Source organism: Eubacterium sp. Marseille-QA0814 (assembly GCF_965119675.1).
In the GTDB taxonomy this organism is placed as follows: domain Bacteria; phylum Bacillota; class Clostridia; order Lachnospirales; family Lachnospiraceae; genus Eubacterium_G.
The window spans coordinates 2,357,293-2,380,526 of the sequence record NZ_CBCPMG010000001.1 but is presented as its reverse complement, the minus strand read 5'-3'; the positions used below and the strand labels follow the sequence as shown (position 1 = coordinate 2,380,526).

Here is a 23,234-nt window from a genome sequence, read left to right as displayed (position 1 = left end):
AATGTAATTCATTCTTATTTTCCCGCTTTATCTTATCCCAAAAGTTCCAGCAATTCTTCCTTATTAAAACTTGCACTTCCTATTCTTTCTCCACCAAGTACCTTATCAGCCAATTCCTGTTTTCGTTCCTGCAAATTAACAATCTTTTCTTCTATTGTTCCTTTTGTTATAAGTTTATAAACGTTCACAACATTCTTTTGACCAATACGATGCGCCCTATCTGTTGCCTGATTCTGAACAGCCACATTCCACCATGGGTCATAATGTATAACAATATCTGCTGATGTAAGATTAAGTCCTGTTCCACCTGCCTTAAGTGAAATACAAAATACTGACGTTTCATCACAATTAAACTGTTCAACCATTTTAGCTCTTTCCCTTTTGTCAGTAGAGCCTGTTAATGTGTAAAAGCTAATGCCTTCCTTAATCATTCTCTTCTGCAGATTTTCAAGCATTGATGTAAACTGGGAAAACAACAAAATCTTATGACCATTCTCTGTTGCATTTTTTATTAATTCAATACACATATCTGCTTTTGCCGATTCCCCTTTGTACTTATCAAATAAAATTGCCGGGTCACAACATAGCTGACGCAGTTTTGTTAATTCAGCAAGGATTTGTATTTTGCTTGTATTAAATTCTACATCATCAGTTTTCTCAAGCATTAATTTCATACGTTTAACATGAGCATCATAAAGTTTTTGCTGTTCGCCTTCTAATTTCACATACATATTTTCTTCTACCTTGTCCGGCAAATCTTTTAGTACATCTTTCTTTAATCTTCGAAGTATAAAAGGACTTATCATTTTCTGTAACCTTACCATTGTTTCCTGGTCGTTATCCCTTACAATAGGCTGTTCAATCTGTTCTTTATATCTTTTATAATTAAACAAAAAGCCGGGCATTAAAAAATCAAACTCACTCCACAATTCACTAAGTCTGTTTTCAACCGGTGTTCCTGTAAGTGCAAGTCTGAATGTTGCATTAATAAGTTTTACTGCCTTAGCTGCCTGTGTTGTACTGTTTTTTATATATTGTGCTTCATCAATTATCTCAGCAAAGAATTCCATATATCCATAAACTTCAATGTCTCTTTTTAGCAAATCATATGAAGTAACAAGAATATCTTTTTTGCCTGATTCCATAATCATTTCATGTCTTTCATCCACATTTCCGGATACCGTTTTAACAATTAAATTAGGAGCAAATTTTTCGAATTCACTTTTCCAATTGTAAACAAGGGATGCGGGACAAACTATTAATGTTCGTTTATTTTCAGACTTTTTTGCCTTTTCCATTTCAGACAAAATAAAACAGATTACCTGAAGGGACTTTCCCAATCCCATATCATCTGCCAATATTCCTCCAAAACCATTTTCATGCAAAGCTTTTATCCATCTAAAGCCTTCCTTTTGATAGTTTCTCAAAATACCGTTAAGACTTTGTGGTATTTCAAAATCATATTCTTCTACACTTTTTATATTATCAACTAACTTTTTAAAATCAGTACTTTTATTTGTTTTAAGAAATTCTTCGTCCTTAACCTGCTCATCTAAATATAACGCCCTGAATTTTGGCACCTTAACTGTTCCTTTTTTCATTTCCCTGTCAGTTAGTTGTAAATTATCTTTTATGATAGAAAGTCTGTCCAACTGCTCACTATCTGCATAGAATATGTTTCCGTTTTTTAATTTGTAATACTTTTTCTTTCTGTCATATCTGCAAATCAAATCTACAAGTTCATCCATTGACATTTCATCTGATGTAATATTTAATTCCAGCAAATCTCCTGAAAGAGAAATTCCTACAGTAGTTTTTGCCGACCGAACTACCTGTAATTTCTTTATTGCATCAGATACGAAAACCTCGCCGACCTGTTGCAATCTCTCAATCCCTTTTGTTAGCAGTAAATATAATTTTTCCTCATCATTATCTAAAACCATTAATTTATTTTCATTATCATAAGCATTGCTTACAGTTTTGATAATATCTGATACTATTTTCTCTGTTTGTAAGTCTCTAAGTGCCACATTTTCCTGATCAAATACAGAATATTCATTCTCACCATAAATTGCCTGTGCTTTAAATGTAATCATGTCTTCCTGTGGCATATCCAAATATGTTTTTAATTCAGGTTTTGTTACAACGTATTTACTCTCATCAAAATCTACTAATTCCACATTGCAACATCCTTTTATTTTAGGTAACAGGATATTGCAGAAAGAAGGTAAATCTTCTTTGCTTACATAAATATCGCCTGCATATTCATCTGCACAAATCATTAATTCATCTAAAAGTTTCCAATTTTCTAAAGGTTCCATGTAAACACAATTTTCTTTAAATATCATATATTTATTGTTACCTTTATATGCAAACAATTGCTGAATTTTTATATTTGCACCGCTATCATCACCTTGTATTTTTAAATCAAAGCTGGCATTTTCATTAAAGCTCTCTTTTGCCACTTTATACGTTGTTTTGGCACCATCTACATCTAATGCGAATTCTTTATATTCAGTTGCCATAAGAAACTCTTCAAGACTGTTCTCGTCTAATGGAATATGTCTGACCTTTTGATAAGTATTTCCATAAAATCCAAATATAGAATATGTATTTTTGTTTCTGGCAACCCAATCCTCAATGAACTTTACCATCTTTCTTGAGTCAGGCGAAAACGCCTCCATTATATGAACAAATTCCAAATTTTTTCCATAGGAATGATTTTCTTTTTCTTTTATGTTTTTGACAAATTCAATTAAATCTTTTAAAACATACTTTTTATCTGTTCCAATTTTAAATTCAACAGACATTCGTCTGTACCCTTCAATTGAAAGAAATGGTTCTAACTCTATTTTTCCATACAAATCCCCATTTAGAATTGGTAGCATTTTCTCATTTGTGTATTGGTCTAAAATATTTTTAAGTAATGGATTAGTTGCAACTTTTATTCCTTTAGTAATTCCCTGCATATTTTGTAACTTATACAATGCTTCTTCCTTTGATGTAAATTTCTGTATCTGATTTTCACATTGATTGTTATATTCAAAAGCTACTGCTACACAATGCTTGCACATAGCATAATAACTTTCTGCAGCAGGACATGAACAATCTGATGCCATAATATCTCCATCCTCAGCATCTACTTCTAATTCTATGTCATATATATTATGTCCACTACCTTTAACATCAGCATGTATAATAATCCAATCGCCGTCTTCCTGAACATCAATATTTAAGACTTTTCCTCTATAATATAAATCTTTGCCTCTCTCATAAAATCGACTATTTGTACACGCTTTAATTGATTTTACATCTATCATCTATTTCTCCTGTTCACATCAATGTTCTGAACTCGTCTTTAGCAGACTCTACTGCTCCCCAATCCTTTTCGCCAAGTCCTCCAAATATTCCCATCTGTCCATTTTCTCCATTAAAAGATTTTCCGTTTCTTCTTTAGCTTCCATTAATTCTTTTAACTTAACAGAATTAGTTGCATTTTCATTCATCTCTTTATCCAGTCTTTCCAGCTTTTCTTCAAGGTTAGCAATATCATCTTCTATGGTTTCATATTCTCTTTGTTCGTTATATGAAAATTTTAATTTTTTATTTCTGTGTTTATAGTCATCTTTTTTTTGACTATTCGATGCTTCTCCTGTATTTTGTTTTCCATTCCCCTTAATACTTCCTGTGCTCTTTGCATTACCTATATTTGCAGATTGCACGGCACCTGAACCACTACCTGATTTTCCAGTATTTTTTTCTCTTAAAGTTCCGGCATTTCCCGCAACCTCCTGCTGTTTCTTCTTATTAATATAGTCTGTATATCCACCTTCATACTGACTAATCACTCCATTACCTTCAAAAGCAAAAATCCTTCTTACTATTCGATCAAGGAAATATCTGTCGTGGCTTACTGTAATTACAATGCCATCAAAACTATCCAAGTAGTCTTCTAAAATTGTCATTGTTTCAATATCCAAATCATTTGTAGGCTCATCTAAAATCAAAACATTTGGTGCTTCCATAAGCACTCTTAAAAGATTAAGTCTACGTCTTTCACCACCTGAAAGTTTTTCTATTTTGCTATACTGCTGGGAAGATGGAAATAAAAATCTTTCAAGCATTGCTGATGCAGAAACCAACCCATCCTCTGTACGAACAAATTCCGCTGTATTTTTTATGTAATCAATAACTTTTTCCTGTGGATCCATGTAAGCAATTCCACCTTGTTGGTCTGTCTCAATTTCCTGTGTATAGTAGCCGATTTTGATAGTCTGTCCAATTGTTACAGTTCCACTGTCAGGTTTAATTCTACCATCTATAATTTTCATTAAAGTTGTTTTACCACAACCATTTTTTCCTACGAAGCCAACTCTGTCACCTTTTAAGAAGTTGTAAGTAAAATCCTTAATTAAAACCGTATTCGCACCATAAGCCTTTGAGATTTTATCAAGCTCAATTGTAGTTTTTCCCATTCTTGACTTAATACTGCTTAATTCAATTTTATCATCTTCAACTATTCCTTTTTGATTCTTAAGATTTTCATAGCGCTGTATATGAGCTTTTTGTTTTGTTGATCTTGCTCTTGCGCCACGCTGCATCCACTGAATCTCCTTGCGGAGAATACTTTGTCTTTTGCGTTAACTTGCCTTCTGACTGTCTTCTCTTTCTGCCTTACGCTGTAAAAATCCAGAATACTTTTCGTTATAACTGTAAATTTTTCCTTTGTCTAACTCGATAATTCTATTAGTAACACTATCTAAAAAATATCTGTCATGAGTTACCATAACTAAGGCCCCTTTAAATGCGCGCAACTGATTCTCCAACCATTCTGCCATTTCACTGTCTAAATGGTTTGTAGGCTCATCTAAAATCAAAATATCACAAGGTGTAATAAGCACAGAAACTAAAGCAAGTCTTTTTCTTTGACCACCGGACAATTCACCTGTTTTCTGTTCAAAATTATTTATACCAAGTCTTGTCATCATGGCTTTCGCCTTAACTAACTCGTCTTCGTTTGCATGATGATGTACCATATTCTGCACACTTTCAATTACTGTGTCGTCTTCATTAAACTTCGGGTTCTGTGGCAGATAATGTATCATCAAATTAGATGCCTTTATGACATTTCCACTGTCAGGTACTTCTAAGCCTGCCATAATTTTTAGCAGTGTTGATTTTCCTGTCCCATTTATGCCAATGATTCCGACTTTTTCGCCTTCATGAAGGTAAAAGCTTGCGTCATCAAATAATTTCCTTTCTGTATATGAATGTGTAATGTTTTCTAATGATAAAATATTCACTTAATGCCTCTTTCCATAAAATTTTTGTTGTCTATAATTCGTTAAACTTTTTTGCTATTAGTATAACACATATGTAGAAAACCGTAACAATAAACAGAACCGTTTTAGCTTAATTTTATGCTGGGAAATATTTAGACAGTTGTATGATTTTTGACAAATTCTTCAGGTGCCCTGTATGTTGTCCACAAACATACGGAGCACAAAAAAACCTAGGACACATTACTGTAGTCCTAGGTTTTTTCATTTATTGCTTATTCTCTAAACAACCATATGAATAATTTATTTATCCTTCAATTTCTATAAATTTTTCTTTTTCTTCAACCTGTTTGTTTTCTTTTGGAACTGTGAAAGACAAAATTCCGTTTTCATATTTAGGATGAACATCCTGAACAGTTACATGATCACCAACATAGAAACTTCTTGTTAGGCTACCTGCATAACGTTCACGTCTTACATATTTACCCTTCTTATCTTTCTCGTCCTTGTCTAATCCTTTAGCTGCATTAATTGTTAATACACCATTTTCAAGTTTCATCTTTATTTCGTCTTTTTTGAATCCTGGAAGATCCATAGAAACTTCATAGCCATTCTCTGTGTCCTTAACATCAGTCTTCATTAAATTCTTAGCATGTTTACCATACAATTTCTTGTCAACATCTGGGAACTCTGGGAAATCAAAGCCTCTTGAAAAATCATCCATAAAGTCATCAAATAAGTTTTCTCCAAAAATACTAGGCATCATCATAAGTCATCTCTCCTTCCATATTACATAACTAAAACTTAATTTGTCATGCGCTACGGCGTAGCGACTAATTTGTTGTGCGCCATCACGTTGAGACCTTTTAGCCTTTTTGTATTTATCTTTGTACCTTTTTCTTTGTACAACTATGTTATAGTCCTTTTTGTTAGCACTGTCAAGAGGTGAGTGCTAATTTTTTGTGAATTTTTTGTGAATTTTTTGTGAACTTTCCAATTTGTGCTTTCAGCCTGTGAGTCTATTTTCCGTAAACTGACACTAAAATGTCATACGCCTTTCCGTATGCAGCTTCCCAGTTAATTACAACCTTGTTAATCATATATGTTTTTTCAAGGTCAATTATAAGCCATGCATCATCTGCAAAATTTGATGACCATCTTGAATCATTATTTCCACTTCCCTCTGCCCCATAATCCTTTGCGTTATAGGCATAAAAAAAGCACTGGAACGCCCATTTTATGATATGCTCCCTATATAGTAGATTTTTAATTATTCAATCTGTCTACTATATAGGGAGCATATCATTATAAGGTTTTTTCAGTGTTTTTATTAATAAATTTGTATCCTAATATGCCCGTCAAATCCGATAAAAACCAACCAATTGGTATGGCTACCCAAATACCAATTACTCCTATAACCGGTATTTTTGATAAATAATATGCTAAAACAACTCGTGTTCCAAGAGAAATTATTGTAAGAATTACTGACATTAATGGCTTATTTATAGCCCTATAAAAACCGTAAAGCATAAATAAAATTCCAATTCCTACATAAAAGGCACCTTCTATTCTTAAATAAGTCACTCCCGTACTTATAACTGCTGCACTCTTACTGCTTACAAATATTGACATAAGTGGTCTTGCAAATATAAATACCAAAGCACTTATTCCCAGGCAAAATAGGACTACACTAATACCTGCTTTTTTTACACCTTCTTTAATTCGCTGCTTTTGATTGGCACCATAATTTTGGGCTACGAAAACAGAAAAGGCATTTCCAAAATCCTGTGCGGGCATATAGGCAATGGTATCAATTTTCACCGCCACCGCAAATGCCGCCATTACATTTTGTCCAAATCCATTAACTATTCCCTGAACCATAAGTATGCCAAGGTTCATCACCGACTGCTGAATACAGGTGTAACCTGATAGTGACAGGATATTTTTAAAATTGCTTTTGCTCCACCTGCAATCTTCTTTTCTGACTCTGTATTCCGGATATTTTATTATGTAATATATCAATATTCCAAGCCCTGCAATATACTGGGAAATTACCGTAGCAACTGCTGCTCCAATTATTCCCATACCAAGTCCAATTACAAAATATAAATCGAGTATTATATTTAACACCACAGAAACGCCAAGAAAAATTAAAGGTGTTACAGAATTGCCAACTGCCCTTAACAGGTTGGAACAATAGTTGTAAATATACGTTGCAAAAAATCCTATAAATACATAAAACAAATATGTACGCATATCAGCAAATGTGTTATCTGGCACATTTAAAACCTTTATAATTTTATCTAAAAAAGTGTATGAAATTATTATCAGTATTATTGTCAGACCACAGGTAATTTCTGAAGATATAACAATTCCGTTTCTAATCATTCTATTATCTTTGTTTCCAAACGCCATTGAAATAAAAGTGCTGCTTCCCAAAGATAACCCAATAATAATGGATGTAAGAAACGTCATTAAAGTATATGACGAGCCAACTGCTGCTAAAGCGGTGTTGCCAATGAATCTTCCCACTACCCATGTATCGGCTAAGTTGTAAAACTGTTGCATTACATTTCCCAGCATCAACGGAATTGCAAACGCCCACAAGCCTTTTGAAATATTACCTTTTGTTAAATCTATGTTCTTTGCCATTATGTGTTCCTTATTTATTTTTAATATCTATAATCGCATACTCTGAATGCTTTTCAGTTCTTATTGGATACCCCCAACCTGCAATTCCGGATGTAACTATCTCATTAAGATTGCTCTCTTTCACATAGCCATAATTCAAATCATTCATATGGAACAATGGCGAAATCAAACCTATTGGTAAAATCTGACCAGCGTGTGTATGACCTGACAAAATCAAGGCTGTTCCAACTATTGCTGATATGTTCTTTTTAGACTTTTTCATTTCACCTTTAAAGAAATCAACTGCCCTGTAGATTTTTCTAAAAAGGTAAAATCCTACTGCTCCAATTGCAATAATTGGAAGCACAACCCAAATAAATATCATAAATTCTCCATTCCTTTCTGGTTAATCCATATTGTTGTATTTTACCATTCCATAGTTGAACTTTATTTATGCAATAGAAATCCCAAGAGATTTCTATTACACAAATAATTCTTTAACTTTGGCAATTAAAACCAAGCCTTAACACTTCCGTTTAATAACTTGCCTTTTCCCCAATTAATGTTCGGGTATTCTTTCTGTAAGTTCTTTTCTACATTTTCGATTCCACTTCCGCCTGATGTAGCAAATGGTATTACTGTCTTTCCTGCAAAATCATAACTATCTAAAAATGTGTCAATAATCTTTGGTTCAACGTACCACCAAATTGGAAATCCAACTAATACTGTATCATACATGTCCATATTTTCAACCTGCTTTGCAATTTCAGGTCTGCTTGCAGGATCATTCATTTCTACAGAACTACGACTTTTCTTGTCCATCCAGTTTAAATCTGCTGATGTGTATTTTTCCTTTGGTTCAATTTCGAACAAATCACCATCTACTTCTTTTGCCAACTTGTTAGCTGTTTTTGCTGTTACTCCACTTGCACTGAAATATGTTACTAATACTTTACTCATATGTATCACTCCTTCTTTATAACTTTATTTACAATATAACACTAGCTTCTTTACCATGTCTAATACCTATTATGCATATATGGATATGCCTTTTATGTATCTTATTTGTAAACATTTTTTATGCAATAAACATTCTTCCATAAGAATGTAGAATAAGAAATTATAAAGAATATAGTTTACTAACTTACAGGTCAAATGCGTGTTTGCTAGTGTAATTATATTTTTAAACCATAAGCAGCCATAAACTACTAACAATAATGGTTAAGTATTCATACCATTTTAGTAATTTATGACTGCTTATTTTTTATCTATTGTATTCTTCACATTTATGAATTAACAACCTGACCTATTTTCTTATTTTCATTTATAACAGATTAACAACCTATTCTGTTATCTTTTCATTTATAATAAATCAACAACCTGTCCTGTTTTACACAATGTTTCCTAATACAATATTAATTAATTTCTTATTTAGCATTATTGTTTTGTTCCATGGATTAAAAATTACACCTTCAATATCATTTGCACTTAAAGATGATTTCAACAATTGATCCATGTCTGCAAGGAATGTGGACATTACCTGATTTCCACCTTTCATTTCCTCATCAAAACTTGTAAACGCTGCCCACCATTTCTTGCCATCAGGAGTTTCCACAACCTGTAATCTTATCTGATTATCTCCCCTTGGTGGCTCCACAGCTATAATCATCTGTGCTTTCTTTGTCATTGTTCTACGAATAACCGTAAGAGTATGTGCCAACATTTCATAGCTGCTTTCTTTTTGTAGTGCCTCAATAGCTTCCTCGATTCTATAGTTTTCTTTTAAACCTGCATCGATTTTTTCATTGTCCCTGTGCATAAAATTTCACCCCTTTGTACTTTCATTTCTTCCGAAATTTACCTTTGCTATTTAAATTGGAATCCGATAAAATCCAATATTTTTGCAACATTATTGTTTAAAATTAAATCCTGGTTTAAATTTAAATCATACTTTTTTTATTATGATTAGTATACCACCAACAGATGTTTTTTTCAGCAGAAAATCTCACTATTTTGCATTTAGGTTGTAATTATTTTATGCATTTTTTTAAATTTGTAAATTAATATTATTTTATTTTTCTAATTAGATTTACCATTTCAATAGCGCCAAGTGCACACTCGTATCCTTTGTTTCCAGCCTTGCTTCCTGAACGTTCAATTGCCTGTTCAATATTTTCTGTAGTAATTACACCAAACATTACAGGTATGTCATTTTCCATTGAAACTGCTGCAATACCTTTTGATACTTCATTGCAAACATAATCATAGTGACTTGTGCTTCCTCTAATAACAGCTCCTAAACAAATTACAGCATCATATTTTCTGCTTTTTGCCATTTTTGATGCCACAAGTGGAATTTCAAAAGCACCTGGCACCCATGCAACGTCTACATCATCTTCGTTTACATCATGTCTTACCAAACCGTCAATTGCTCCACTAAGCAATTTTGATGTAATGAACTCATTAAATCTTGCCACTACAATTCCAACTTTCATGCCTTCTGCTACTACTTTTCCTTCTAAAATATTCATTTTCTTTCCTACCTTTCATATCTTAATATATCAACACTATCCCCTATTCTCTGCCCAACTAAATACTTTATCGAAAGCACGCTCCCGCTGCGTTCCGCTCGTAGCGGTCCTATAAAGCCGACTACGCTGCCTTTATGGACCGACGGCTCCACAGCACTTTCTTATAAAGTCTTTAGCTGTGCAGAGAATATTTTTAGTTGTTGTTTTTACTTATTTATTTTTGTCTTTGATTATTTATTAATCTTCTCTTTTATTATTTGTATTGGAGAATATGTCCCATTTTAAATTGTTTTGTTTTTAAATAATATAAGTCATATTCTGTTGCGTCCATTTGAATTGGAACTCGTTTTGATATTTCCATTCCAAATTCTTCTAGTTGGTATACTTTGTCCGGATTGTTTGTTAAAAGGTTTAAATCTTTTACACCTAAATCTCTTAATATCTGAGCGCCGATATAGTATTCTCGCTCATCTCCTTTGAATCCTAGTGCTAAATTTGCTTCCAAAGTATCCATACCTTTTTCCTGAAGTTCGTATGCTTTTAATTTATTTATCAAGCCAATGCCTCTACCTTCCTGTCGCATATAAAGTAAAATTCCTCTGCCTTCTTTTTCGATTTGAGTCATTGCGGCAGCAAACTGCTGTCCACAGTCACATCTAAGTGAACCAAAAGTATCACCTGTAAGACATTCTGAATGAACTCTGCAAAGAACGTCTTTACCATCTCCAATATCACCTTTTACTAATGCAATGTGATGTTCGCCATTTAATTTATTTACATATCCGTATGCTGTAAACTCACCATACTTTGTTGGCATTTTTGTAACTGTCACTCTATCCACTAATTTTTCGTGTACTTTTCTGTAGTGCTGTAAATCTTTAATGCTAATCATTTTGATATTCATATCCTTAGCCAACTGAACTAATTCTTTAGTTCTCATCATGGTACCGTCTTCACCCATGATTTCACAGCAAAGACCACATTCCTTTAAACCTGCTAATCTGCATAAATCAACTGTGGCTTCTGTGTGGCCGTTTCTTTCTAACACACCATTGTCTTTTGCCAAAAGGGGAAACATATGACCTGGTCTTCTGAAATCTTCCGGTTTTGCTTTTTCGTCAACACACTTCATAGCTGTCATTGAACGTTCTGCTGCTGAAATTCCTGTTGTTGTATCTACCCCATCAATTGAAACTGTAAAAGCTGTTTCATGATTGTCTGTATTATTTGTAACCATTTGAGGAATTCTAAGTTTTTCCACATACTCCTTTGACATTGGCATACAAATAAGTCCCTTTCCGTAAGTTGCCATAAAATTAATATTTTTAGTTGTGGCAAACTCTGCTGCACAAATAAAATCTCCCTCATTTTCTCTGTCAGGATCATCTGTTACTAAAATAATTTTTCCATTTCTTAATTCTTCTAAAGCTTCTTCTACTGTATTAAACTGATACATTTTCTACCTCTCTTTCTACTGAAAAACTGTTAATAGATTTCACTTATGATACTTTGTATGTTAATCTCATATTGCTCTAGCAACTGTTTTCTTTCTGCACGAATGCACATCAATAGTAGAACGTTTTTTATTGCTTACTTTGATTAAACATTCCGTCAAAAACCATGCTTACTTAAAAACTCCATTGTTATTCCTGAATGGCTTTTTGTTTGCTTATTGTCTGATGACTCATTATTTTTTAATGATTGATTATGACCATCAACCACATCTCCGCCAAAGCTAAGGAACCGTTCCACATATTTTCCAATAATGTCATTTTCCAAATTAACAACATCACCAACTTTTTTATCTTTTAAAATCGTTACCTGAACTGTATGTGGAATTGCTGAGATTGCAAAATTCTCATTACTCACTTTTGCAACAGTAAGGCTGATTCCGTCTATTGTTATGGAACCTTTTTCTACGATATATTTAAGTATTGTAGGGGCTGTCTTAATGGTGTACCAAATTGCATTATCGTCTTTTTCTATTTTTGCGATTGTGCCTACACCATCCACATGACCTGAAACTATGTGACCACCAAATCGTCCATTAGCAGCCATTGCTCTTTCCAAATTTACCCTACTGCCGGTTTTCAGATTATTTAAAGATGAACGTTTCAAAGTTTCATGCATTACATCAGCTTTGAAAAACTGACTTTCTATTTCAGTTACTGTTAAGCAAATTCCATTTACCGCAATGCTGTCACCAATTTTTGTTTCTTCTAAAACTTTTGTAGCACCAATAGTTAATATTGCTGAGTTGGCAGATTTTCTTATGCTTTTAACAGTCCCCATTTCTTCTATAATTCCTGTAAACATTAGCCTCACCCCTTTATGTAACTTTCAATTAAAATATCTTCACCAAGAATGCTGACCTTACTTTTTTCAAGATTTAAACTTTCGGCTGGCAACTTAAATCCCTGTCCTTCAACCGGTGTCTTGGCATCTTTCCCACCAAAAATTTTAGGTGCAATGTAAATCTCTGTTTTATTAACAAGTCCCTTAGCTACCATTGACCAGTTAAGAGTTCCACCACCTTCAACAATGACACTGTCAATATTCATCTCTCCTAATTTTTTCATCAGGCTTTCCAAATTTACCTTGCCTTTTTCATCAGGTAGCTGAAGAATTTTGCATCCTAGTTTTTCATAAGTTTTTACCTTTTCTTCTTCAACCTTTCCTGTTGCAATTATGGTTGGTATGTCTTTTGCTGACTGTACAATATTTGACTCAATGGGAGTCCTTAGATTTGTGTCACATATAATCCTTGTTGGATTTACGCCCTCTGGAATTCTGCAGGTAAGCATTGGATTATCAGCCAACACTGTTCCAACTCCTACCATAATTCCACTGTATCTATGTCTGTTATTATGTACATGCTCTCTGGCTTTTTTCCCTGTAATCCACTTAGACTCGCCAGTGTAAGTAGCAATTTTTCCATCAATGGTCATTGCATATTTTAAAATTACATAAGGCGTTTTTGTTTGAATATAGTGGAAAAAAACTTTATTTAAGCTGTCACATTCCTCTTTTAAAATATGAGTTTCAACTTCTATTCCATTGTCCTGTAAAATTTTAATCCCTTTGCCTGCCACTAATGGATTAGGATCATCTGAACCTACAAAAACTTTCTTTATACCTGCCTGAATAATTGCCTCCACACATGGTGGCTGTTTCCCTTTGTGGCAACAAGGTTCCAATGTAACATACATGGTAGCTCCTGTCACATCATCAGTGGCGTTTGCAAGAGCATCTCTTTCCCCATGCAAATCACCATACTTGTGGTGGTAGCCTTTGCCAATAACTTTTCCATTTTTCACAATAACGGCACCTACCATTGGATTAGGCGATGTGTAACCCATTCCTTTTTTTGCTAAATCCAGTGCCATTCTCATATAATATTCAGAATTCATTTTTCACCTCCTGATTTTGTGTAAATAATGAAGAATGTCGCTTGTGACATTCTTTGCGCTGAGTGCGTGCCCGTCTGCAACTATTTTCTTATCCCACGAATACGCATCCATGTGGAACGCTTTTTATGTAATAGAAATTCTGAAAGAATTTCTATTACATAAAAAGCCCTGAGCATATGCTCAGGGCTTTTTTCAATCTATGTTATCTAATCAATTCCTGTTAATACCGATTAACATTTCAATAAATTATTGAAGTAATTATTAACATTATTTCATTTCAAATTCACTCTATGATAATTATTAATTTCCTTTCGCACCAGTGGGCATCCATAGTGGAACGTTTTTTATATAATAAGAAATTGTGAAGGAATTTCTTATTATATAAAAAAGCTCTGGAAATACATTTCCAGAGCTTCTAATTATCAATATAAATTTTAAATTTATTCCATATCTTCTTTCATCCAGACTTTACTGTCGGCTTCGGAGTTTCACCGAATCATGCCTTGCGGCTCGTGGGCTTTACCACCGGTAGGGAATTTCACCCTGCCCTGAAGAGTTTATTTTGTTTTCGTTTAAAACTATACTCTACCTAAAACTAAATGTCAACTTTATATTATTAGTTATTAATACACTCTCTTTATAATTTCACAACATTGCTCCATTTTGTGTACAATGTCTTACCACCTTTTTTTCTATACGCCCTATATTGGAATGTGCTTTTTACGTCTTTAGGTGCAATTTTATTTTTGCTTACAAACTTGCCCATTTTTCTGTCAAGTTTACCGTAACTTGGAATGTAACTTTTTTTAGTTTTCTCCACAAAAGTCTTTTTGATTTTTTTATTCTTTTTACTACTAATAGTTATTTTTATCTGGTAACCTTTAGCTGTGTCAACATCATTCCAAGTAAATGGATATAACATATAAGGCTTTATCTTTTTAAAAGATTTAGTATAGCTTATTTTTGTAACAGTATTCAATGCTCTTTCAGCCATTTTCACTGAATTTGGCAAATAAATTTTCTTTACTTTGGCTGTGTAGAAAGCATTTTTTCCAATGTTTTTTACTTTAGGACCTTTAACTGTCTTAAGTTTGTTGCAGTTTGCAAAAGCCTCTTTTCCAACATCTTTAACATTTTTCAAATTGATTTTTGTTAGATAATTACATTCTGAAAATGCATAGTCTTTTATTTTGTTTACATTATTTAAGTCGATATTCTTTATGTAACTTCCTGCAAATACATGTTCTGCTATCACTTTTACTTTCTTAGGAACCGTTATATCTACGACTCCGCAACCGGCAAATGCATAAGTACCTATTGAAGTAATGTTATCTTCCATTTTGATAGTTTTCAACTGTGCATTATTAAATGCATGTTCCGCTATTTTCTCAACTGTTTCAGGGATGGTATAGCTACCACCAATATTCTTTTGTCTTGGATAATAAAGTATAGTCTTTTTGTCTTTTGAAAATAAAATTCCATCTTCTGACATATACTTAGGATTGTCTTTATCAACATTTACACTTTCAACGCTATTCATTGTCCAATGCCAAATTTCATCTATACTTCCGGTATAATTTTTGTCTATTGTTATTACTCTGTAATCTGAGCCATGCTGAATTTTATCTATGCTCACTTCACCGCCTGCATTCTCGCTGGCACCTACAATATTTACCTGAAAACACATAGTAAGCGCTAATAATATTAGTAAGAATTTTTTCATAACTTTCTCCTCCTTTAATCTGCATCATGCCATGAATCATAAACCATATAATCACTCCACTTTGTATACACTTTTTTATTCTTTATGTATTTATAGGCCCTTACCTTTGTTTTTATAAAATAGTGCTTATACTCCGAAAAAAAGTCTATTTTTAAATTTTTGTCATATCTAAAGTCGTAATTTAATTCTCTAAATTTATTTAAAACTTTTTTTCTTATTTTCTTGTCATAGACATTTTTTGATGTTTTTGCCCTTACAATTTTCTTGTCTTTTGGTTTAAATCCACTATATATTACGCTCTTAACATCATATCCTTTTGCTTTTGAAATCTTATACCATCTATTACAGCTATATACATATGGCTTTATTTCTTTAAATTTTTTATTAGTTTTTATTAAAATATTGCTGTCTACAGCACGTATATCCAGCTTTGCCTTCTGATTTAACTTTATTTGCTTTATTGCGGTATTATTTATACCCTGTTCTTCAATTCTGCTAATATTATTTGACACAATCTCTTTTAGATTTTTGCATTGTGAAATTCCATTAGAATTTATTTTTTTTGCTTTATTTAAATCAATCTTTTTCAATGATGTACAATTATAAAAAGCCTTATTTTCTATAACTTCAGCACTTGTAATTAACTTGTATGACTGTGATTTACTTCTTGGAAAATAATATAAAATCTTTCCATCTTTTGAATAAAGCGCCCCGTCTATAGCCTTATATTTTGAATTTCCTTCTGCCACTACAAACTCTTTTTTACAATCTACATATTGGTATTTTGTGTTGTACACTGCATCACCACGATAATTTTCATCAATATAAATCTTATCGTATGATGTTCCATGTCCTTTTACATCTTCAATATTAGTAATATTATCATTTGCACTAACACTAATCCCAAATAATATTGTTGTTACCAATATACTAAATATCATTGTTACTTTACATAGTTTTTGTTTCATAAAAAAACCTCCTTTGAAAAAAAAGAAAAGATTACTTGCTAAATATGTAAGTAATCTTTTCTTCGCTTAAATTGTTCTACATTGTTTTAATTACTTCATACTAACGGCGCAAGAGTTTTCACATTATTTTATCTATATACTTTTAAACGTAGGATTTTTACTATTTATTGCATTAGCAAATAAAAAAAGTTGAATGCAAAACTAACTTCTGGTTTCTTCATTTTTCAATTGTTTAGCTGTTGTTTTTCCTTTGTCGACTCTATAATTAAGTTAAATCAATGGATTTTTGAGCATACTAACCAGGCTCCTGGAAATCACAGTGCAAGAGTAACTTCTGGATGCCTTTGGATTTGGCTATCCTTTTCGTATCCTCCTGCCTGTTTTCCCAGGTTAAGTGTTGTCCTTTTTTTCTTTTCTCAGGCATTTTTTCCTCCAATCTCAGGAGGATACATACCTATTATATCATTGCTGACTAACTTATGGATTGGATATAAAAAACAGAACTTTGAAATTCATTTAACTTATTTTTCAATGTTGCCAGATACATATGTAGACGAAGAATCAATTTTTTTCTTAGTTGTCAAGTTTCCCATACACATATCATTGTTTACTATAACATTATTTTTAGATACACTTTGAACCCATATATTATATCCCGAAGTTTTTTTATCACAGAAGGTATTTCCGCTAACATAGTTTTTTTGAGCATATCCTGCACTGCTCCCTCCAATTAGCACATCTGTACCACCATTGTTTAGAAATATACAATTTTTTATTATTGTACTAACAGAGTTAACTGTTGATGTAATGCCATAGGATGCATTTTCTTTTATAGCGCAACCTTGAATAATGGAATTTTCACAATCATGAACATACAATCCATGTGAACCATTATTATAAACACTGCATCCCATTACCATAGTATTATTTGAAGCTACATTTATTCCAATAGTACTCCCATTATATATACTTATATTGGACAATTTAACATTACTTCCACTTGCATTAGCTATTCTTCCACTTTCTGTATTAACCGACACACCTGCGCTTTTGCATTCTTTAATTTCTCCTCCAATCACTTCAATATTATTCGAGTTTATTAGTTTAACACCATTTCCGCTAATTCCCTTCAAAATACAATTCGAGATTATGCTGTCATAAAGATTTTCGGCTTCAATTGCGCTCCCATTAACAGTATTTAATACTATGTTTTTATCAAAATTACATCTCGTCCAATTAAATGGTTTTATAGCACTATACTTTATATTATAGAAGAAGTTATCCTCTATTTGAATTGATTGATGTTGTGAATTAACTGTACACGCATGACTTCCCACACCATCACCTGTTTCAGCAAAATAGCACTCCCTTACATTAACGAATGTACATGGTTTATTATCCCATCCTCCAAATAATGGAAACACCTGTATATTTTTAGCTAAATCAATTTGAATCGCTTCACTGTGGCTTCGTTTATTTGAATCGACAATAATGTTATGGTGATTATGAAATTTGCAATTTACAATTGTAACTAATGAACACGAATTAATTTCAATATGATGTCCTGACCTAACATTTTTTATTGTAATATTACTAATATGTATATTCTTTGCGTGTGCAAAACATATGCCATTGCTTGGGGTATCTTCATTTTCACCATTGCAATCTATTACTCCACCACTAATTGAAATATTACCATTTCCATTATAATCATAATATACATCTGTTTTCTCGCCATTTGTAAAAATTGCATATGGTCCAGATGTGTAAAGTTCAGGACTAGTTGCCTGTTGATTAATTGTTACACTCCCACTTCTTTGTAATATAGTATCTTCATCCATTCTTATATGTGTGTTTTTATAAATTACTAATGGACTACTTATAAGATATTCTCCTTTTGGTATATAAATATTTCCACCTTCATTGAGCGCTTTCTGAATTTCTTTAGTGTAATCTATTCCGTTTCCTAATGCTCCATAATCCTTAACATTTATTTCCATAGTTTTTCTCCTCTTTTAATACAATTCCTTGTTTAATATTTTTATATTCTTTAATTTGCTAATTACTACCTTATTCAAAATTTTTTCACATATAATGTCTATGCACGCACATACAATATAAATCAAAATAACACTTGTGATTGCACTCACTATTAACATTGCTCCACCTTCCAAATACTTTTCCGGACATTTGATAATATCATTCCATAAAAAGTATCTCATCGTGTCACTGTTAGCATGTATCAATAAAATACCGAATGTTGTTTTTGACAATGTATTAATTATTTTGCTATTTTTAATATTTATGTTCTTAAATAAGATAAATAACATAATTGCCATTGTAATAGCCATAAATTTATTAGCTCCAATGACAAAATGATATATATCAATTTTCATTGTGTAATTAAACACATAGATGCTAATACATATTACTACAGCAGAAATAATTGTGCCTACTAATCCCACTCTAAAATTATCCCATTTTTTGTTACCATATTTTCTTATAAAAGCTCCAATTAAATATACTGTAATGTACCATCCCAGTCCTTCAAAATTGTCTCTAACAAATAAATATCCCTCACTGTCTATCTGAAAAAAGAACGTGCTAAAAATAGAATATAATGCTATTAAAATAGATAGTAATATAATCATTTCCTTTTTATTCATAGCATTTATAAGCTTATTAATAAAAGGAATCAACAAAAATAATGCCAAATATAAAGCTACAAAACTATCATATCCTGTTCCATAGTTTTTTATAAAAGGAACAAATCCATACAACAGATTATATTTTCCCAAAGGATAATATCCTACAATCAGAAAAGCCCCATTAATTACCAGAAGGTAAAAAGCATATTTCACAAACAAATTACACCACTTTAATAATGTGACTGATTGTTTACACATAAAAAAACCTGTTATGATTATAAAGCCATCAATAGCAATCTTTCCACCACATCCGAATATTTCTATCCCTATCATTTTTGCTGACATTTTAGCTGGTGTAAAAAACGCTTTTATGCCGGAATTTATCACATAATGATGTGCTATTACCATTATAATCAAAACAATTCTCAACAACTCGATATTTGATTTTCTCATTTTTTTTATTTCCATTTTTCGCTCTTTCCTCCTAAATTTTGACAATCATCTTTGATTATAACACACAATAGTCTATATTCAATAAATTCATCGAAACACCAGCTGTTAATTTCAAATTTCTAAAATAAAAATCTTCCCACTTTTTGTGAGAAGATTTTCGTTATCACTATTACTATTATTTTTATTATAATTCTTCACCATTGGAAGCTATTACTTTTTTATACCAGTCAAATGACTTCTTTTTGCTTCGTTTTAGTGTGCCATTACCTTCATTATCTTTGTCAACATAGATAAATCCGTAACGCTTTTTCATTTCTCCTGTTGTAAATGAAACACAGTCAATACAGCCCCATGGTGTGTAACCCATAAGGTCTACTCCATCATCAATTACAGCTTTTTTCATTTCTTCAATGTGAGCTTTTAAGTAAGCTATTCTGTAATCATCATCGATTGTTCCGTCTTCATTTACAGTATCAATTGCGCCAAATCCATTTTCCACAATAAATAGTGGCACCTGGTATCTTTCATATAACAAATTAAGTGCATATCTAAGTCCAATTGGATCAATCTGCCAGCCCCAATCACTTGTTTTTACATAAGGATTTGGAACGCTTCCAGGGAAGCCATCTACACCATTTCCATCTGCAACATGGTCGGCTTTTACAGCATTTGTCATATAGTAACTTAATCCTACAAAGTCAACAGTGCCTTCTTTTAATATCTCCCTGTCTCCTTCTTCCATTTGAACGTGAATGTTTTTCTTTTTCCACTCAGGCCATACATAAGATGGGTATTCGCCTCTTACATGAACATCACCAAATAGGTAGCGGTCATGCATTGCTTCAACTGAATACATCATATCTTCCGGTTTACATGAATATGGATATAATGGAACGCACGCCATCATACAGCCAATCTTAAAATCAGGATTAATTTTATGTCCTTCTTTTACTACCATGGCACTTGCCACTAATTCGTGATGTACCACCTGATACATACATTCTTCCGGATGCTTTTCATTATTGAAAATCACACCTGAGCAAGTATATCCGAAAAGTGGATACTCATAGTTCTTCTGGTTATTAATTTCGTTAAAAGTCATCCAATATTTTACTTTGTTTTTATATCTTTCCATAACGGTTAGTGAGTACTTTACAAAAAAGTCGATAACTTTTCGATTTTTCCAGCCCCCGTACTCTTTTACAAGATGATATGGCATTTCGAAATGAGATAGTGTTACCACCGGCTCAATTCCGTATTTTAGTAGTTCATCAAAAAGATTGTCGTAGAATTTTAATCCTTCTTCATTTGCCTGTTCATCATCCCCATTTGGGAAAATTCTTGTCCAGGCAATTGAAGTACGAAAACACTTAAATCCCATTTCAGCAAATAACTTTATGTCTTCCTTATAGTGCCCGTAAAAATCTACTGCTTCATGATTTGGATAATAATATCCATCTTGTACTCCGTCTGTGATTTTCCTATCTACACCATGAGCTCCGGCTGTTAAAACATCGGCTATACTTACGCCTTTGCCTCCTTTATTCCATCCACCTTCTACCTGGTGCGCGGCAACAGCTCCACCCCATAAAAAATCTTTTGGTAACATGCCCATATCTAACTCCTCTCAATTATACTGTTAAAAATGCAATATCCTTAACAGCTTCCTTTCTTCCTGATAAAACCTGAACATCCTTTGATGTATCAGTTGTTATAAACATAACTGTTGTATCGTAGCCTTCTTTCTTAAGAAGTTCCACGTCAAATTCCACAAGTAAGTCACCTTTCTTAACTTTATCTCCCTGTGAAACATAAGTTGTAAAACCTTTTCCTTCAAGCTTTACTGTATCAACACCAATGTGAATTAATACTTCTGCACCATTTCCATCTGATAAGCCTACTAAATGGCCTGTTGGAAATACTGCGTCAACATTGCCATCAAAAGGTGCATATACTTTTCCATTTTCAGGTTCAATTCCTACACCTTTTCCCATTGCTTCAGAAGCAAAAGCTTCGTCTTTTACCTGATTTACAGGAATAACATTTCCTGTTACAGGTGCTACAAACTCACTTGTAGCCTCACCATTTGTTTCTGTTGTTTCATTTGATGTTTCAATTTCCTTTGTTTCATCATCTGCTTCATCTTCAAAACCAACAATGTATGTAAGCACTGCACCAAGCACGAATGCTACAACAATTGAAATTACCAAACCGATAAATGGTGTTAAATGGCCAACCTTAAAGTAAGCAGGTAATGTTGCGATACCAGGCATATTATAGCTCCATGACACTGCATGGAAAGCTCCACCAATAGCACCACCAACTGCACCGGCAATACAGCCACAAATCATTGGTTTCTTTAATCTTAAGTTAACACCATAAATTGCAGGTTCTGTAATACCGAAAAGACCTGTAATTGCTGCTGATGCTGAAACACCCTTCATGTCTTTATTTTTTGTCTTAAGGAAAACTCCAAATGTTGCACCTGCCTGTGAAAATACGGCTGATGCCTGAAGTCCTGTAAATGTGTCATAACCTAAGTTCGCGTAGTTTCCTACTGTTACAGGTGTAATTCCCCAGTGAACACCGAAGATTACAAGCACTTCCCATAAGCCACCTACTACAAGTCCGGCAACTATAGGACTTAAATTGTATAATGTATTGTAAATGCCACCAATTGCTCCACCGATTGTATTTCCAATTGGTCCAAATGCTAATAAAGTAAGTGGAACCATAATTGCTATTGTAAACATTGGTGTAAATAAGTTTCTAATAACGATTGGTAAATATTTATCGAAAAATTTCTGTACGTATGATGCAATCCAAATTGATAAAATAATTGGGATTACTGATGATGTATAGCTTAAAAGCTGTACTTTCATGCCTAAAAAGTAAACAGGTTTTGCTGCATTAACCATTGCAATGTAATCCGGGCAAACAAGTGCACAGGCAATAACTAATGCAATAAATGTATTAACACCAAATTTCTTTGACGCTGTAACTGCTATGAGTACAGGTAAAAATGTAAATGCTGTCCATGAAATAAAGTTTAAAATCTGATATGTACCGCCGGCTGTATCAATTGCATTTAATGCAACTAAAACACCTAAGATACCCTGAAGAATACCACATGCTGCCAATGTGTATAAAAATGGAGCAAATATTGCAGAAATTACATCAATAATTCTACTTACTATACCTACTTTTTTGTTTCCTGTTCCTTTTGCTGCTTCTTCATCAATTGTAACCATCTTAATCATGTGCTCATAAGCGTCCTTTACATGATTTCCAATTACTACCTGAAACTGTCCCCCAGCCTGTACTGTAGTAATTACTCCCGGAATTTTTGCTACTTTATCTTTGTTTACTATTGATTCATCTTTAAGTATAAATCTAAGTCTTGTAGCACAATGAGTTACGTTGGTAATGTTGTCATTACCGCCAAGTTCTTTTAACAGCTCCGTAGCTGTCTTGTGATAATCGATTGCCATGTTTTTCTCTCCTTCTCTTCTATATTTCCGTCAATTCTTTATCAACTAAGAATATTTTATCATACAAGATTTTTATTTCTACAAATCTGCGTTTTATGTA

Annotated in this window: 19 protein-coding genes and 1 riboswitch; all 19 genes read right to left on the bottom strand. The window is 32.9% G+C overall.

Features of this window, described 5'->3' with window-relative positions:
• Window positions 1-32 precede the first annotated feature (32 nt).
• On the bottom strand, window positions 33-3,320 hold the full coding sequence (locus ACQY63_RS10965; RefSeq protein ID WP_022165919.1) for a DEAD/DEAH box helicase: 3,288 nt from the start codon (window positions 3,318-3,320) through the stop codon (window positions 33-35).
• 48 nt (window positions 3,321-3,368) lie between these two features.
• Complete coding sequence (locus tag ACQY63_RS10960) at window positions 3,369-4,601, bottom strand: ATP-binding cassette domain-containing protein (protein WP_022165920.1); 1,233 nt, start codon at window positions 4,599-4,601, stop codon at window positions 3,369-3,371.
• A gap of 39 nt (window positions 4,602-4,640) precedes the next feature.
• Complete coding sequence (locus tag ACQY63_RS10955) at window positions 4,641-5,303, bottom strand: ATP-binding cassette domain-containing protein (protein WP_022165921.1); 663 nt, start codon at window positions 5,301-5,303, stop codon at window positions 4,641-4,643.
• 283 nt (window positions 5,304-5,586) lie between these two features.
• Entirely contained in the window at window positions 5,587-6,048 is a 462-nt protein-coding gene (locus tag ACQY63_RS10950) for an Hsp20/alpha crystallin family protein (RefSeq protein ID WP_022165922.1), read from the bottom strand.
• A 250-nt stretch (window positions 6,049-6,298) separates the two neighbouring features.
• The gene (locus tag ACQY63_RS10945) at window positions 6,299-6,520 is read right to left on the bottom strand and encodes a discoidin domain-containing protein (RefSeq protein WP_428245285.1); all 222 of its coding nucleotides are present in this window, start codon (window positions 6,518-6,520) and stop codon (window positions 6,299-6,301) included.
• Window positions 6,521-6,584: 64 nt separating this feature from the next.
• The gene (locus ACQY63_RS10940) at window positions 6,585-7,931 is read right to left on the bottom strand and encodes an MATE family efflux transporter (protein WP_022164909.1); all 1,347 of its coding nucleotides are present in this window, start codon (window positions 7,929-7,931) and stop codon (window positions 6,585-6,587) included.
• 10 nt (window positions 7,932-7,941) lie between these two features.
• A complete protein-coding gene (locus ACQY63_RS10935) occupies window positions 7,942-8,295 on the bottom strand; it encodes a phosphohydrolase (RefSeq protein ID WP_022164910.1) in 354 nt (117 codons plus the stop codon).
• Between the two features lie 125 nt (window positions 8,296-8,420).
• A complete protein-coding gene (locus ACQY63_RS10930) occupies window positions 8,421-8,870 on the bottom strand; it encodes a flavodoxin (RefSeq protein WP_022164911.1) in 450 nt (149 codons plus the stop codon).
• Between the two features lie 430 nt (window positions 8,871-9,300).
• Entirely contained in the window at window positions 9,301-9,729 is a 429-nt protein-coding gene (locus ACQY63_RS10925) for an SseB family protein (RefSeq protein WP_022164912.1), read from the bottom strand.
• Window positions 9,730-9,976: 247 nt separating this feature from the next.
• Entirely contained in the window at window positions 9,977-10,441 is a 465-nt protein-coding gene (ribH, locus tag ACQY63_RS10920; RefSeq protein ID WP_022164913.1) for a 6,7-dimethyl-8-ribityllumazine synthase, read from the bottom strand.
• A 253-nt stretch (window positions 10,442-10,694) separates the two neighbouring features.
• Window positions 10,695-11,897 (bottom strand): bifunctional 3,4-dihydroxy-2-butanone-4-phosphate synthase/GTP cyclohydrolase II, encoded by a 1,203-nt coding sequence (locus ACQY63_RS10915; RefSeq protein ID WP_022164532.1) that lies wholly within the window; start codon window positions 11,895-11,897, stop codon window positions 10,695-10,697.
• Between the two features lie 155 nt (window positions 11,898-12,052).
• Window positions 12,053-12,757, bottom strand: coding sequence for a riboflavin synthase (gene ribE, locus ACQY63_RS10910; RefSeq protein ID WP_022164533.1), 705 nt, complete (start codon window positions 12,755-12,757; stop codon window positions 12,053-12,055).
• A 5-nt stretch (window positions 12,758-12,762) separates the two neighbouring features.
• Window positions 12,763-13,851, bottom strand: a complete 1,089-nt coding sequence (gene ribD, locus ACQY63_RS10905) for a bifunctional diaminohydroxyphosphoribosylaminopyrimidine deaminase/5-amino-6-(5-phosphoribosylamino)uracil reductase RibD (protein WP_022164534.1) — start codon at window positions 13,849-13,851, stop codon at window positions 12,763-12,765.
• Window positions 13,852-14,296: 445 nt separating this feature from the next.
• A riboswitch (FMN riboswitch) is annotated at window positions 14,297-14,411 on the bottom strand.
• 77 nt (window positions 14,412-14,488) lie between these two features.
• On the bottom strand, window positions 14,489-15,574 hold the full coding sequence (locus ACQY63_RS10900; protein WP_428245228.1) for a leucine-rich repeat domain-containing protein: 1,086 nt from the start codon (window positions 15,572-15,574) through the stop codon (window positions 14,489-14,491).
• 14 nt (window positions 15,575-15,588) lie between these two features.
• Window positions 15,589-16,542, bottom strand: a complete 954-nt coding sequence (locus ACQY63_RS10895) for a leucine-rich repeat protein (RefSeq protein WP_428245227.1) — start codon at window positions 16,540-16,542, stop codon at window positions 15,589-15,591.
• 521 nt (window positions 16,543-17,063) lie between these two features.
• The gene (locus tag ACQY63_RS10890; RefSeq protein WP_022164878.1) at window positions 17,064-18,542 is read right to left on the bottom strand and encodes a right-handed parallel beta-helix repeat-containing protein; all 1,479 of its coding nucleotides are present in this window, start codon (window positions 18,540-18,542) and stop codon (window positions 17,064-17,066) included.
• Between the two features lie 15 nt (window positions 18,543-18,557).
• Window positions 18,558-19,658: an acyltransferase family protein gene (locus ACQY63_RS10885; RefSeq protein WP_428245226.1), complete on the bottom strand. Its 1,101-nt coding sequence runs from the start codon at window positions 19,656-19,658 to the stop codon at window positions 18,558-18,560.
• 169 nt (window positions 19,659-19,827) lie between these two features.
• The gene (locus ACQY63_RS10880; protein WP_022164876.1) at window positions 19,828-21,258 is read right to left on the bottom strand and encodes a 6-phospho-beta-glucosidase; all 1,431 of its coding nucleotides are present in this window, start codon (window positions 21,256-21,258) and stop codon (window positions 19,828-19,830) included.
• A 16-nt stretch (window positions 21,259-21,274) separates the two neighbouring features.
• Window positions 21,275-23,134: a beta-glucoside-specific PTS transporter subunit IIABC gene (locus ACQY63_RS10875; RefSeq protein ID WP_022164875.1), complete on the bottom strand. Its 1,860-nt coding sequence runs from the start codon at window positions 23,132-23,134 to the stop codon at window positions 21,275-21,277.
• Window positions 23,135-23,234 lie beyond the last annotated feature (100 nt).